Source organism: Peptoniphilus grossensis ph5, from assembly GCF_000311825.1.
GTDB lineage: Bacteria > Bacillota > Clostridia > Tissierellales > Peptoniphilaceae > Peptoniphilus_A > Peptoniphilus_A hominis.
In genome coordinates this window covers 144,817-157,531 of the sequence record NZ_HE978568.1, presented here as the reverse complement: position 1 = coordinate 157,531, position 12,715 = coordinate 144,817, and the positions used below count along the sequence as shown (strand labels likewise).

Below are 12,715 nucleotides of genomic sequence, written 5' to 3'. Positions count from 1 at the left end.
AAATTTAGTGAAAATACTATATTTGAGGAATTAGGAGAAAAGGTCCTTGATTGGGCAAAGGATAAAGATTTACTCCACGCAGATATTGCAGAAAAACAGTTTTTAAAATTTATGGAAGAGGTCTTCGAATTTAGAGATGAGTGGACTTTATATAAAGATGAATTTAGCTTTAACAACGGTTATGGAGAAATTGATGATAATTCTTATCTTTGTGAATTAGCAGATAAGATGATTTTAGAAATGGGCGATATTTTTGTAACTCTGATTATTTTATGCGAGCAATTAGAAATGGATCCAGTCGACTGCCTAGCTAGAGCTTACGAAAAAATCAAGGATAGAAAAGGAAAAACTATAAACGGAGTTTTCATGAAACAGGAAGATTTAAAAGGAGATTTAAAATGACAAACATACAAAAGCAAGAAAATAGGGCATTAAGTCCAGTAAACCAAATGAAGAATTTGCTTAAAAACCAAGGTATGCAAAACTTATTTGCTGATGCTTTAAAGGAAAATAAAGACAGGTTTTTAGCATCGATTATTGACCTATACAATGGCGATACTTCTTTGCAAGATTGTAACCCTAAAGAGGTTGTTATGGAGGCACTAAAAGCAGCTACTCTTAATTTGCCTATTAATAAAAATCTTGGCTACGCCTATATAGTGCCATACAACAGCAAAGGAACAACAAGGCCTCAATTCCAAATCGGCTATAAGGGATATATCCAAATGGCACAAAGAAGCGGACAATATAAGGCCTTAAACGCTGGAATTTTGTACGAGGGTATGGAAGTTAAAAGAGACTTTTTAAGAGGCACCTTTGAAATAATCGGAGAGCCTAAGTCTGATAAAGTTATGGGTTACTTTGCTTACTTCCAACTCTTAAATGGATATGAAAAAGCTATTTATATGACAAAGGACGAAGTTACAGAACACGCTGAAAGATACTCTCAATCTTACGGAAGTAAATATAGCCCATGGAAAAAACAATTTGATGAAATGGGACAAAAAACAGTAATTAAAAAACTTTTGAGCAAGTATGGAGTTTTGACAACAGAGTTCCAGGATGCAGTTAAGGAAGAGGAAGACAGAGAAGTTTTAAGAGCCACAGAAAACAACGCTATGCTTGAAATGACAAATCCAGACGAGGAAGAAGAAACTATTGAAGTTAATCCAGAAACTGGAGAAATTATTGAAGATGATGTAAAGGCACCATTTTAAGGGGGAATAGAAAATGATAGTAAGTGGATCACTTGGAATTTTATTTAACCCTGATACAGTTTATGCACTAGAAAACTCCGATGGTAAATATGACATAATTGTGGAAAATAAAGACTACACAGTTACACTCTATGAAAATTTATCTAAGTCAAGCGTAGAAAATATTATGCGTAGGATAACTTTCCAAATCGAATGTCAGGTATTTAAAGATGAAGATTGAAGTCATAGCCAGTGGTAGTTCTGGCAACTGTTACAAGATAAGTAATGAGGATACTACACTCTTGATTGAGTGTGGTATCCCTTATAAAAAAATCCAGGAAGCACTTAATTTTAAGACTACGGATATTGACGGTGTTTTGGTAAGTCATGAGCATGGAGACCACTCAAAAGCTTGTAAGAATTTGATAAAGGCTGGAGTAAACATATATATGACTAAAGGTACAAAGGAAGCTTTGAAGCTTGATAGTCATAGAGTCAAGGGTTTTAAAAACTTTGGAGATTCTTATTTTGATGTAGATATTGGGAGTTTTATTGTCAAACCTTTCAAGACAATTCACGATGCTAAAGAGCCAGTGGGATTCTTAATTTGCGACATCTTAGCAAAAGAAGAGTTAGTTTTTATAACAGACACTCAATATTCTATTTATAGTTTTAGTCCAGATTATTTTATGATGGAAGTTAATTATGACAAAGAAACTATTAATGACAATCCAGGTTTAAATGACAAACTAAGAGAGAGAATTAAAAAGAATCATATGTCTTTAGACACCGCTATTAATTTGCTGGAAAGAAGTGATTTATCAAGGCTTAAAAAGATATATGTTTTGCATTTATCAGATGCTAATTCTGATGCGAAACTTATTAAAGAGAGACTGCAAGAACTTACAGGTGTAGCTGTAGAAATTTGCTAGGTGGTGATAAGTATGGCAAGCCAAGGCTGGATAAGTGTCCATAGAAAAATTGAAGATGATTGGCTTTGGAAAGACAAGCCTTTTTCTAGGGGACAAGCCTGGGTGGACTTGTTGCTTATGGCCAATCATGAAGATAGTAAAATACTATTTAACGGAGAATTGATAGAAGTTAAACGAGGCCAGCGTATAACCTCTATAAAAAAGCTATGTGACAGGTGGGGCTGGTCAAATAAAAAGGTAAAAAGGTTTCTTGAGTTGCTCCAAGAAGATGACAAGATAGGGCTAGAAATTGCACCACGAAAAGCGACTACTATAACCATTGTAAATTACAGCTTATATCAAGATGAGGCACCAGCAAAAGCATCACGGAAGCACCAGAGAAGCATCACGGAAGCATCACAGAGGCACATAAACAATAATGATAATAATGATAATAATGATAATAATGATGATGATATAGAAAAACGACTTAATAAAATTAATAACCTGGTGGATAAAAAAGTATCATCATCACAGATCAAGAAATTTTTGAAGTCTAATAGTCTTGATGATCTCGATAAGCTTATAGTGAAAATTAAAGAGAGCGATTATTTAAAGAAAAACATTGATTTTAACAAGCTGGGCAAGAAGTTTATAAAGAAAGTATTTGATGATGAATATAAAACTTACGAAGAAGTAAACAAGAATACTTTTAAGAATTTTGAGCAAATAACGGATAATTACACAAGTGATGAACTAGAAGACATGGCAATGAGAAAGCAAAAGGAAGGTTTTAAAAGATTGGGGGTTGAGATATGAGTAAAAACTTATTTGGAGAAGAGCAATCTGAAAAAGAAGTACAGGACTTGATAAGGTCAGCGATTGCTCCCTATGCATCGATTTATAATACTACGACTGGAGTTTTTAAAATTGGATATGGGAAAAATGCTAGATGGGTTCGTACATTCCCGAACGGAACTCCAGATCTTATTGGATTTAGAAAGAAAGACGGGAAGTTTGTTTCTATAGAGGTTAAAAATGCTAAAGGACAATTAAGCGAAGACCAAAAAGAATATTTCAGGATTTACAGAAAGTTTCCAATTTTGACTGGTGTTGCAAGGTCTGTTGAAGATGCCTTTAATATTTTGGAGATACCTCTTTGGGGTTAGGAGTTGGAAGATGAGACCAAAAGACTACTTATCGCAGGTTAGACACTTGGAAAATGAGATTGACAGCAAGCTGAAATTGAAGGAAGATTTGAGGGCACGTGCTTTAAGTATTGGGAGCTTGGACACTAAGGAGAGGGTCCAAAGCTCTGGTGGTCTCAATTTTTCAGACTGGGTAGATAAAATCACTGACATGGAAAGAGAGATAGACAAAAAGATTGATGAGTTGGTTGATTTAAAGAAAAGAATAAATTCACAGATTGATAAGGTAGAGAATCCAATTCACAGAATAGTCTTAGTCAATCATTATCTACGAGACATGAGCTTAATGGAGATAGCGGCAGACTACAACTATAATTATGGCTATATAAAAAACATACATGGCCATGCACTACTGGAGTTTAAGGCGAAGAATCCAGAGGTGTTTAAATGATTGAACATCCCGAACTATTAGTGTCTGCAATTATTAAGAGGGCAGTATACGATTATAAAAATTATCCTAAGATGAGAGCAGAGATAAAGAGATTTATTAAGTCAGAATATTTTGTATCGATTACGGATTTAGATCCTGACGCTCTTTTAGAGGAGTTAGAAAGGCAGTGTAAAAAGATGTGACCTTTTTGACCGTCAAGCTGTGATATAGTTTAAAGTGGAGATAGAAAGATAAGTAATCACCTCCTTATTATTAATATAGATTGCACGAGCGAACGGATTGCCATTTAAAATATTTCATGTTCTTATCTTTCTAAGGTTAACATATACTATGTTATGTGTTGGGAAACTACATACACTTGATTAGGCTAGGGTGGGAAGCTGGTATGTTAAAGAAACTTTGTAAGTGTGGGAAGGCAATTCCTATTACTGACAAGATGTGTAAGGATTGCATGAGTAAGTATCATAAGTCTTATGACAAGTACAGTCGTGATAACCACAGCGTGTACACTGATAAGCGTTGGAGTGTTGTTAAGGATGTGTGTAAGTCCAAGGCTAATGGTATTGACTTATGGATCTACTACAAGACTGGTAAGATTGTTGAGGGTAGGTTGGCACACCACATCATTGAGGTGGCTGATGATTTGTCCAGGGCTTATGATGTTGGTAATCTTTTTTGGCTGACGGATAGGAGTCATCAAGAGATACACGCACTATATAACAGAGATGAGGACACAAAAAAGAAAACTCAACAATTATTATTCGAAATAAATAAAAATGGCACGGGGGTGGGTCAGAAAGTTTTAGGCGAGGTCTCAAAGACCAGCGCCCGATTCTTCTCGCGAGAAAATGCCAGAAACTAAAAATTTTAAGCTGCTAAAAAATTAAATTATACATTACTAAAAGATAAACAATAAAATGGTTTATCTTTTTTTGTTTGAAACGAGAGCAATCGAAAGTAAACCAAATTAAAACAAAAATAGAATGGCTATATTTCAAGGGTTAAAACTTAAATAATCGTGTGAAATAACCATAAATAAACCATAAATAAACCAAAATTAAAACGAGATTAAAACGAGATAAATGGAAAATACCGGACTAAGAATTTTTATAGTCTGGTATTTTTGAAATAACCGGACTAAGTGTGAAAGGTGGTGAAATTATGGCGAGACCAAGAAAGACGACTGCAACATCGACTGGAAAAATTGGAAAAGAAAAAATAAAAGAGAGACAGGAACAAGAAAACAAAATTAAACTGGATAACAAAAATCTTAAAGCACCTGCCTATCTTTCAGAAACTGCAAAATTGGAATTTACACGAGTGGTAGAAGAAGCAAGTAAAATTGATACACTTGATAACCTTGACCTATCCATACTTGCCATATACTGCAACGCTTATTCACAGTATTTGGAAGTTACAGAGGAGATCCAAAAAGCTGAGGAGTCATACAGGTATGTCACTGAAGACAATAAAATATCTCCTCTCATAAATGCTCAGGATAAGATCATCAAGCAAATAATGACTTGCTCCAGTAAGTTAGGACTTGCGACAACTGATAGACTTAAATTAATTGTCCCTAAGAAAGAAGAAAGCGAGACTAACAAGTACCTCAGGTATTTAGATGGATAGAGTTACAGAATATGCCAAGCTAGTAGTCAGCGGTAAAGTCTTAAAGGGACAAGCTGAAATTGACTGCTGTAAAAGGCACTTAAGGGACCTAGAGAGAAAAGATTTTGACTATATTTGGGATGTCGAACTATCCGAAAGAGCCATAAACATAGCCAATGAACTCACTATCCTAGAGGGAATGGAACCTGCCAAGTTAAAAACAAGGGGTTTCCAAAATTTTATAATTGGATCCCTACACGGCTGGAGAAAAAAGCGAAGCAAGAAGTTAAGATTTAGAGAAGCCTATGTACAAATGGGCAGACAAAATGGCAAGTCCTTTTTGTCAGGAACTGAAATCAATAATCGTGCTACTTTCTCAGGTTACCAAAAGGGTAAAATCTACTGTGCAGCTACTAAGCAAGACCAAGCTAACATTGTTTGGGACGAAGTAGAAAAATTTATAATTGCAGACGAGGAACTAGCTGAGCTATACAGAATTAGACGACATGAAAGAACAATTACATCAAAGATAACAGGGACTGAAATCAAGTCAGTTGGTAGAGATACCAAGTCTGCGGATGGTTTTAGGTCAATCTTGGCCATAATCGATGAATACCATGCTCACCCTAACAATCAAATGTATAAGCTTATGCTTGATGGTCAAATAAGCGTGGGAAGTCCACTAACCTTAGCTATAACAACGGCAGGTTTTAATATCAATAGTCCTTGTTATGAACAATACGAGCTTGCAAAGAAAGTCCTATCTGGTGTAGTAGAAAAGGAATCCCTATTTATCTACATTGCAGAGATGGACGAAGATGATGACATCTGGGACTATAAGAACTGGGCAAAGGCCAATCCACTCTTACTATGGAATGAGGACAATACCTACAACATGGAAAAGGTTAAGGATATGTCTGAAAAGGCCATAGATGCCAAGGAAAAAGGCGGTCAAGAGTTAATAAACTTTTTGACCAAGTCCTTAAATGTTTGGGTTAAGTATTCTGGAGCAGGATATGTTGACTTAGATAAGTTTAAAGAGTGTGAATCCGACTTAACCCTAGAAGATTTTAAGGGTCAAGAGTGCATACTTGGAATCGATTTGTCATCTGGTGGAGACTTAACCTCAATAGCCTTAGTCTTTAAATTTGGAGACTATTACTATGTTTATTCTCACTCTTTCATGCCGATTTTAAGGCTAGAGGAACACGAGAAAACAGACGAAGCACCTTACAGAATGTGGGCAAGACAAGGTTACTTGACCTTAACTGAGGGTGTTTTTGGACTAAAAACAGACTATAAATATATAATCAGTCACTTAAAAAAGCTAATTGAGGACTATAACTTAGTAATAACAGCCTGTGGTTATGATGGCCATAATGCCAATGCCTTTTTAGCTGACTTAGACTTTTTAAACTGTGACTTAGTGGAGATAGTCCAATCTGCCAAGTCCTTAAATGATGCCACTGTGGACTTGCAACTATCTATCCAAGCCCTACAAGTTAAGTATTATAAGCATAATGACCTACTTAAATGGTCCTTTGCTAATGCCAAGACAACGCAAAACTCCTTTGGAGAAATTAAGGTCATGAAAGAGACTAACACAGCAAGGATTGACTGTGTAGATGCTGTCATAGATGCTTGGAAGTTAGCAATGGCGATAGATAATACTGAGAGATATAACGCAGAAACAGACATAGAAGAATGGCTTGAAATCATGAGAGTCGATGAGAAAGGCGGTGAAGAAGATGGGAATAATTAAAAACTTTGGAAGAGCAGTTAAAAACACCTTTAGTTGGAAAAATGAGTCTGATGGCTGGGAAACCATAAACATCAGCACAGGGGAAAACATCGAAAGTCTAATCACAAAGGCAAATACATCAGAAATAACTTATTACATTTGCCTAAAGATCCTTAGTGAGTCCATAGGTAAGTTATCAATCCACCTTAAGGATGGAGAGGGAATAAAAATTACTGATAGCGATATAAACTATCTCTTAAAAGTAAGACCTAATCCCTTTATGAGTCCCACAGACTTTAAAACGCTTATGGAATTTAACCGAAACCACTATGGAAATGCCTATGCATTGATAGAAACAAGGGACAATAAAAGAGTGGCACTCCATCCACTAGACCCTAGAAAGGTTAAAGTAGTTGTTGACGATGGACATATCATAAGTCAAGTGACCAAGTATTATTACAAATACACTGATAAGGGTAGAGACTACTACTATCAAGACAAGGAAATTATCCACTTAAAGGGTGGACTGTCACGAGATGGAATAGTGGGAACATCAATTGCAGAGGAACTTGCAGGGACTATAAGGGGATCCATAGAAGCACAAAAGTATCTCAATGACTTATACTCAAGAGGGCTTACTGCCAATGCAATCCTTGAATACACTGGGGAACTTAACAAGGAAAAGAAAAAGGAACTTGTAAGGACTATAACAGAATTTGTAAGGGATAAGGACAACGGGAACATAGTGCCAATACCACTAGGAATGAAACTTACTCCACTAGACATCAAACTTACAGATGCACAATTTTTTGAACTTAGGAAGTTTACAGGCTTACAAATAGCCGCCGCATTTGGAATAAAACCAAACCAATTAAATAACTATGACAAGTCAAGTTACAACTCATCAGAGATGCAAAACTTGACTTTTTTAATTGACACACTCCTAGTTATCCTCAAAAAATACGAAGAAGAATTTGACTACAAACTTTTATTTGAAGATGAAATCAATAAGGGAGTACACACTGAATTTAACGTAGCGACTATTCTAAGAGGAGACTTGAAATCACAAGCAGAGGCTCTGCAAAAGTATGTAAGTGGTGGAATTTATACTCCAAACGAAGCAAGGGCTTACTCTGGTATGCCAAAGATTGATGGTGGAGATGTCCTTATGGTTAATGGTACTTATGTGCCAATTGATGATATAGGAAAAGCTTACAAGAAAGGTGGTGAGAAAAGTGATTAAAGTTAGAAATGATGCAGACAAAACTACAATTTTTGTAAGTGGTGATATAGTTGACGATGCTTGGAAAGGTTGGTCTTGGGGTGATGAGGTAGAAACCTACCCACAGGATATAAGAGACCTTTTAAAAGATGCCAAGAAAAACATCGATGTAGTTATATCATCTGGTGGTGGTGATCTCTTTGCAGGTATGGCAATAAGCAACATGCTACAAAGACACGAGGGACACACAAAAGCCATCATAGATGGACTTGCAGCATCTGCCGCATCGATTATAGCCTTTGGATGTGACGAAATTGAAATTCCATCAAATGCTTACTTAATGATTCATAAGCCTATGGTTGGAATCATGGGTAATTCTGATGACCTTTTAAAATGGGCAGACACCTTAGACGAACTCCAAAAGGGGCTTGTAGAAACCTACATGAGTAAAGCTGTTGAAGGTAAGACAGAAGAAGATATAAACAATTTAATAAACAAAGAAACTTGGCTCACTGGCAAATCTGCAAGTGAGATTTTTAATATCCAGGTTACAAACGCATCAACTGTGAAAAATGACTTTGGAACATCCGTCTTAAACTACAAGCACACTCCAAAGGAATTGATTAAAAACACAGACGATGATGATGAAGAAGAAAGAAAGCTTAAAGAAATTGAAATCACTATGGCGATGAACTAAAGAAAAGAGGTAAAAAATGTTAAAAAGCGTAGAAATTAAAAACAAAATCGTAAATATCAAAAACGATATGAAAGCTCTACAAGAGCAAGGAAAAGTCGACGAAGCACACGCAAAAATCGAACTTTTAAATCAAGCAAGAAAAGAACTTGATCTAGCACTTGAAGAAGAAAAAGAAGAATTTAAAAACATCGTGGAAAATGGCAAAGAAGTAGGAACTCCTAAGGCTAAAATTGATGTAAACAAGGTATTTAACAAGCTTGTTATGGGCAAACCTGTAACAGATGCAGAAATGGAAGTATATAATCTTGCATCTACTGGTCAAATCGAACACAATCCAGAAAAAGGTGGATACTTAGTACCAGAAGAACAAGGAAAAACACTAAAGGAATTTAGAAGAAACAAGGTGTCTCTTAAAGACCTATGTAATGTAGTGCCAGTAACTACTATGTCTGGTAAATTTCCAGTAGCTAAAGACCAAAAAGGCAAGCTAGTTGAGTTTGACGAATTATCAGAAATCGGACAAACTGACCTTACATTTGCTCAACAATCTTGGGAAGTTAAGGACTACGGAGATATTATCCCAGTATCTAACACACTTTTAGAAGATACAACATTCCCACTTATTGAAATCATCGGAAACAACTTTACAACAAAATCTGTAAACACAGAAAATGCAAAAATCTTAGAACTTTTAAAGACTGCTAAGACTAAAGTTGCTGGTAAGGACTACAAGGACATCAAGACAATCCTAAATGTTAAGTTAGATCCTGCAATTGCTAACACAACAGTAATTGTTACAAATCAATCAGGTTTTGACTACCTTGACAAGTTAGAAGATGGCAACAAGAGACCAATCTTAACTACTGATTTGACACAACCTACTCAAAAGCTATTTAAAGGCAAGAGAATTGTTGTATTAGCTGATGAGTTACTACCACAAGATGCTAAGAAATACCCTTTCTACATCGGCGATTTTGCGGAATTTGTTAACTTCTACGACAGAAAGGGAGTAGAAATTGCAAGATCCACTGAAGCTGGATTTACAAAAAATGCAACTCTACTAAGAGCAATTGAAAGATTTGACGTAAAAGTAGTTGACGACGAAGCAGTTATCTACCTAACAATCCCAGAAACTACAGTTGCCTAAGCAAAAAGGGGGTAAATTATGACCCTTGAAGATGTAAAAAATTATCTGCGAGTGACTTACGATGATGATGACGGCTATCTGACTAACTTAATGCAGGTAGCCGAAGATTATCTCGTAGCTGGAGTAACTGATTATCTCAAGAAAAAGGAAAATGACCACTTTAAAGCGAGGGCTGAAATAGTCAAGCTTGTAATCATACAAAATCTATATGATGAGAGGTATATGATGGGGCAAAACCTTGAAATGAATTACATCGTAAGAAGTATGATAACTCAATTAGAGTATGGTGATGCAAATGTATAACCCAGGAAGAAACCGAGTAAAAGTTGAATTTTATGACAGGTCAGAAACGGAAGATGTCTTAAACTATGTAGGAGAATATGAACAAAAACCTAAGCTTATATGCAAGGATTGGGTGGAACTCATACCTACAACCGGAAGAGAATTTTTGCAGAACAGAAAATCTGAAAGTGAAATGACTTATAGATTTAAGATGCGAAAGAGAAATGACATCGAGGTTAATGACTATGTAGAATTTAACGGAATTAGGGCAGAAATCATCTACATCGCACCCTTTATTGAGCCTACTATCCAAAATAGGTATATGGAAGTGGTGGTCCTATGGCACAGTTAACAGAAATTAAAGGACTGGATAAGTTTGCGGACAAATTAAAACTCTTAGAGAAAAAAGCACCAGGCTTAATCATAGATAGGTATGACAAGCTTGGAAGAAAAGTTGTAAAAGAGTTAAAGTCCGCCACTCCAGTATCTAACATTGCCAAAAAACCTAGTCAAAGGTTAAAAGGCAAGTGGACTGCTGAGCCAACCACTAAAGAACAAGGGGTCTACGTCAAAAGAATTAGGAACAAGTCACCTATTTTTGGAGTAGTGGAAAGAGGACACCGAGTCGGAAGACGAGGCAATCCAAAAGAGAAAAAAGGCAAGGACTATGTAGAGGGTAAATTTTTCTACAAGAAGAAGATGGACCAGTTAGGTCCAGAAATAATCGCAGACCAAGAAAAAATGATAGACGAACTCTTTGACGAGGTGTTTGGATGATAAAAGGAAAAGACCTCAAAAGAGGTATCACAAAGAAGATCCACGAGAATTTTAAGGAAAAAGTATTAAATAGTGAGGCACAACAAGACTTTAAAGAGTCTTATTTTTTTGTCTACTTTGAAACTTTTGAGAGGGAATCCTACTCAAATACTAACGATTATGTCAACTATGGAGTAGTAGTCCAGTACCAAAAGGCAGACAAAAACTCACTTATGGAAATAGGGGATAAACTCTCTGAAATCTTTAATTACAGCTTAAAAATTAATGATCTATACCTACTAATTACCAATAACTCTTGGTATATAGAGGACAATGCCCTATTTTTCACTTTTGAACTTGGATTTTATGTGGATAAATTGAAAAAAGACATTAATTACGAATTAATGCAAGAACTATATATGAAATATGAAAGGAGAGATATAAATGGCTAAATTAGGCTTACCATATCTACACATACGCTTTATTGAACAAGGAACTGCCAGAATTGGTAGAAGTGTAAGAGGTATTGTTGCTCTAGTCCTCCAAGAAAAGCAAATGAAGGGGACTTATGACATCTATACGGCATCTGACATACCTAAGGACCTATCTGAAAAGAACAGAGAACAAGTTGAGTTGGCACTTATGGGATATCAAAAAACACCTAAAAAACTAATTGTCGTAGTAGAACAATCTGAAACTGCTGACAAACCTAAGTTTGACGTAACAACAGAAGCATTTAAAATGCTTGAAACACTAAGATGGGACTATCTTGCAGTGCCTTTTGCAGATGAGACTGACAGTGAAAAGATTGCAACTTGGATAAAGACACTTAATGACAATAAGGATAAGAGATGTAAATTTGTTGCAGCTAACGTCAACGCTGACAACAAGAAAATCATCAACTTTACAATGCCAAGTGTTAGCACTAGAGAAAAAGAATATAAGACAAATGAGTACACATCAAGAATTGCAGGTCTTATAGCAGGTACACCAATGCAAATTGCTTGTACTTATGCACCACTACCAGAACTAAAGGCTTGTACTCACTACACACAAGAAGAGATAGGTCAAAGGATTGGCAAGGGTGAATTTGTACTTTTAAATGACGGCGAAAAAATCAAGGTAGCAAGAGGAGTTAACTCTCTTGTAACTACAAGCCAAATCGAGGGAGAATCCTTTAGAAAAATCAAGATTGTAGACATCATGGATGCTATGGCTGACGATATCCAATGGGCGGCACAAGACTCTTATATTGGTAAGTATCCCAATGACATTGACAGCAAGACAAGACTTTTATCCGCAATTAAGGGCTATATGGAAGTCCTTGAAAATGATGGGTTACTAGCTAAAGGCTCATCTCACGTAGAAATCAACATCGAAGCACAAAAAGCTTTCTTGAAGTCAATAGCTTACGAAACTGTTGATGGAAGAAATGTTGATGAAATGGATCTTAAGGAAATCAAGGAAGCCGACACTAAAGATAAGGTATTTATCAAGGCTTACTGTAAAATCCTTGATGCCATCGAAGAAATCGAACTTGATGTAGTAATTTAAGG

At 36.0% G+C, this 12,715-nt stretch carries 19 protein-coding genes; all 19 read left to right on the top strand.

The genetic code is table 11. The features are described from left to right. Nucleotides 1-18 precede the first annotated feature (18 nt). The 19 genes from HGPG_RS07940 (at nt 19) to HGPG_RS07850 (ending at nt 12,713) form a co-directional block, all read left to right on the top strand. Nucleotides 19-402 (top strand): nucleoside triphosphate pyrophosphohydrolase family protein, encoded by a 384-nt coding sequence (locus HGPG_RS07940; RefSeq protein ID WP_036731997.1) that lies wholly within the window; start codon nt 19-21, stop codon nt 400-402. Continuing rightward, nucleotides 399-1,217 (top strand): phage-derived integrase/recombinase RecT, encoded by an 819-nt coding sequence (locus HGPG_RS07935; protein WP_019125538.1) that lies wholly within the window; start codon nt 399-401, stop codon nt 1,215-1,217. The genes HGPG_RS07940 and HGPG_RS07935 overlap by 4 nt, the downstream gene beginning before the upstream one ends. Before the next feature lie 13 nt (nt 1,218-1,230). Then, complete coding sequence (locus tag HGPG_RS07930; RefSeq protein ID WP_019125537.1) at nt 1,231-1,437, top strand: hypothetical protein; 207 nt, start codon at nt 1,231-1,233, stop codon at nt 1,435-1,437. Beyond that, nucleotides 1,427-2,128 (top strand): MBL fold metallo-hydrolase, encoded by a 702-nt coding sequence (locus tag HGPG_RS07925; protein WP_019125536.1) that lies wholly within the window; start codon nt 1,427-1,429, stop codon nt 2,126-2,128. Before HGPG_RS07930 ends, HGPG_RS07925 begins: the two co-directional genes overlap by 11 nt. Before the next feature lie 12 nt (nt 2,129-2,140). Next, nucleotides 2,141-2,926, top strand: a complete 786-nt coding sequence (locus HGPG_RS07920) for a hypothetical protein (RefSeq protein ID WP_019125535.1) — start codon at nt 2,141-2,143, stop codon at nt 2,924-2,926. After that, complete coding sequence (locus HGPG_RS07915; protein WP_019125534.1) at nt 2,923-3,276, top strand: VRR-NUC domain-containing protein; 354 nt, start codon at nt 2,923-2,925, stop codon at nt 3,274-3,276. The genes HGPG_RS07920 and HGPG_RS07915 overlap by 4 nt, the downstream gene beginning before the upstream one ends. 10 nt (nt 3,277-3,286) lie before the next feature. Beyond that, nucleotides 3,287-3,706 carry a hypothetical protein gene (locus tag HGPG_RS07910; RefSeq protein WP_019125533.1) on the top strand — a complete coding sequence of 140 codons (420 nt, stop codon included), beginning with the start codon at nt 3,287-3,289 and terminating at the stop codon, nt 3,704-3,706. Then, complete coding sequence (locus tag HGPG_RS07905; RefSeq protein WP_019125532.1) at nt 3,703-3,888, top strand: hypothetical protein; 186 nt, start codon at nt 3,703-3,705, stop codon at nt 3,886-3,888. The genes HGPG_RS07910 and HGPG_RS07905 overlap by 4 nt, the downstream gene beginning before the upstream one ends. Before the next feature lie 203 nt (nt 3,889-4,091). Continuing rightward, nucleotides 4,092-4,568, top strand: coding sequence for a hypothetical protein (locus HGPG_RS07900; protein WP_019125531.1), 477 nt, complete (start codon nt 4,092-4,094; stop codon nt 4,566-4,568). A gap of 299 nt (nt 4,569-4,867) precedes the next feature. Continuing rightward, entirely contained in the window at nt 4,868-5,335 is a 468-nt protein-coding gene (locus HGPG_RS07895) for a phage terminase small subunit P27 family (protein WP_019125530.1), read from the top strand. Beyond that, complete coding sequence (locus HGPG_RS07890) at nt 5,328-7,076, top strand: terminase large subunit (RefSeq protein ID WP_019125529.1); 1,749 nt, start codon at nt 5,328-5,330, stop codon at nt 7,074-7,076. Before HGPG_RS07895 ends, HGPG_RS07890 begins: the two co-directional genes overlap by 8 nt. Next, nucleotides 7,063-8,298, top strand: a complete 1,236-nt coding sequence (locus HGPG_RS07885; protein WP_019125528.1) for a phage portal protein — start codon at nt 7,063-7,065, stop codon at nt 8,296-8,298. The genes HGPG_RS07890 and HGPG_RS07885 overlap by 14 nt, the downstream gene beginning before the upstream one ends. After that, nucleotides 8,291-8,974 (top strand): head maturation protease, ClpP-related, encoded by a 684-nt coding sequence (locus HGPG_RS07880; RefSeq protein WP_019125527.1) that lies wholly within the window; start codon nt 8,291-8,293, stop codon nt 8,972-8,974. Before HGPG_RS07885 ends, HGPG_RS07880 begins: the two co-directional genes overlap by 8 nt. Before the next feature lie 16 nt (nt 8,975-8,990). Continuing rightward, entirely contained in the window at nt 8,991-10,121 is a 1,131-nt protein-coding gene (locus HGPG_RS07875; protein WP_019125526.1) for a phage major capsid protein, read from the top strand. Nucleotides 10,122-10,139: 18 nt separating this feature from the next. After that, nucleotides 10,140-10,424 carry a head-tail connector protein gene (locus tag HGPG_RS07870; protein ID WP_019125525.1) on the top strand — a complete coding sequence of 95 codons (285 nt, stop codon included), beginning with the start codon at nt 10,140-10,142 and terminating at the stop codon, nt 10,422-10,424. Then, complete coding sequence (locus HGPG_RS07865; RefSeq protein ID WP_019125524.1) at nt 10,417-10,755, top strand: phage head closure protein; 339 nt, start codon at nt 10,417-10,419, stop codon at nt 10,753-10,755. Before HGPG_RS07870 ends, HGPG_RS07865 begins: the two co-directional genes overlap by 8 nt. Then, nucleotides 10,743-11,180 (top strand): hypothetical protein, encoded by a 438-nt coding sequence (locus HGPG_RS07860; protein ID WP_019125523.1) that lies wholly within the window; start codon nt 10,743-10,745, stop codon nt 11,178-11,180. Before HGPG_RS07865 ends, HGPG_RS07860 begins: the two co-directional genes overlap by 13 nt. Beyond that, nucleotides 11,177-11,611 carry a phage tail terminator family protein gene (locus tag HGPG_RS07855; RefSeq protein WP_019125522.1) on the top strand — a complete coding sequence of 145 codons (435 nt, stop codon included), beginning with the start codon at nt 11,177-11,179 and terminating at the stop codon, nt 11,609-11,611. The genes HGPG_RS07860 and HGPG_RS07855 overlap by 4 nt, the downstream gene beginning before the upstream one ends. Further along, on the top strand, nt 11,604-12,713 hold the full coding sequence (locus HGPG_RS07850; protein ID WP_019125521.1) for a phage tail sheath subtilisin-like domain-containing protein: 1,110 nt from the start codon (nt 11,604-11,606) through the stop codon (nt 12,711-12,713). The genes HGPG_RS07855 and HGPG_RS07850 overlap by 8 nt, the downstream gene beginning before the upstream one ends. Nucleotides 12,714-12,715 lie beyond the last annotated feature (2 nt).

Excerpts from the sequence above, each read along its gene's own strand:
- HGPG_RS07935 (WP_019125538.1), top strand. The coding sequence starts at position 399 with ATGACAAACATACAAAAGCAAGAAAATAGGGCATTAAGTCCAGTAAAC.
- HGPG_RS07930 (WP_019125537.1), top strand. The coding sequence starts at position 1,231 with ATGATAGTAAGTGGATCACTTGGAATTTTATTTAACCCTGATACAGTT.
- HGPG_RS07925 (WP_019125536.1), top strand. The coding sequence starts at position 1,427 with ATGAAGATTGAAGTCATAGCCAGTGGTAGTTCTGGCAACTGTTACAAG.
- HGPG_RS07920 (WP_019125535.1), top strand. The coding sequence starts at position 2,141 with ATGGCAAGCCAAGGCTGGATAAGTGTCCATAGAAAAATTGAAGATGAT.
- HGPG_RS07915 (WP_019125534.1), top strand. The coding sequence starts at position 2,923 with ATGAGTAAAAACTTATTTGGAGAAGAGCAATCTGAAAAAGAAGTACAG.
- HGPG_RS07910 (WP_019125533.1), top strand. The coding sequence starts at position 3,287 with ATGAGACCAAAAGACTACTTATCGCAGGTTAGACACTTGGAAAATGAG.
- HGPG_RS07905 (WP_019125532.1), top strand. The coding sequence starts at position 3,703 with ATGATTGAACATCCCGAACTATTAGTGTCTGCAATTATTAAGAGGGCA.
- HGPG_RS07900 (WP_019125531.1), top strand. The coding sequence starts at position 4,092 with ATGTTAAAGAAACTTTGTAAGTGTGGGAAGGCAATTCCTATTACTGAC.
- HGPG_RS07895 (WP_019125530.1), top strand. The coding sequence starts at position 4,868 with ATGGCGAGACCAAGAAAGACGACTGCAACATCGACTGGAAAAATTGGA.
- HGPG_RS07890 (WP_019125529.1), top strand. The coding sequence starts at position 5,328 with ATGGATAGAGTTACAGAATATGCCAAGCTAGTAGTCAGCGGTAAAGTC.
- HGPG_RS07885 (WP_019125528.1), top strand. The coding sequence starts at position 7,063 with ATGGGAATAATTAAAAACTTTGGAAGAGCAGTTAAAAACACCTTTAGT.
- HGPG_RS07875 (WP_019125526.1), top strand. The coding sequence starts at position 8,991 with ATGTTAAAAAGCGTAGAAATTAAAAACAAAATCGTAAATATCAAAAAC.
- HGPG_RS07870 (WP_019125525.1), top strand. The coding sequence starts at position 10,140 with ATGACCCTTGAAGATGTAAAAAATTATCTGCGAGTGACTTACGATGAT.
- HGPG_RS07865 (WP_019125524.1), top strand. The coding sequence starts at position 10,417 with ATGTATAACCCAGGAAGAAACCGAGTAAAAGTTGAATTTTATGACAGG.
- HGPG_RS07860 (WP_019125523.1), top strand. The coding sequence starts at position 10,743 with ATGGCACAGTTAACAGAAATTAAAGGACTGGATAAGTTTGCGGACAAA.
- HGPG_RS07855 (WP_019125522.1), top strand. The coding sequence starts at position 11,177 with ATGATAAAAGGAAAAGACCTCAAAAGAGGTATCACAAAGAAGATCCAC.
- HGPG_RS07850 (WP_019125521.1), top strand. The coding sequence starts at position 11,604 with ATGGCTAAATTAGGCTTACCATATCTACACATACGCTTTATTGAACAA.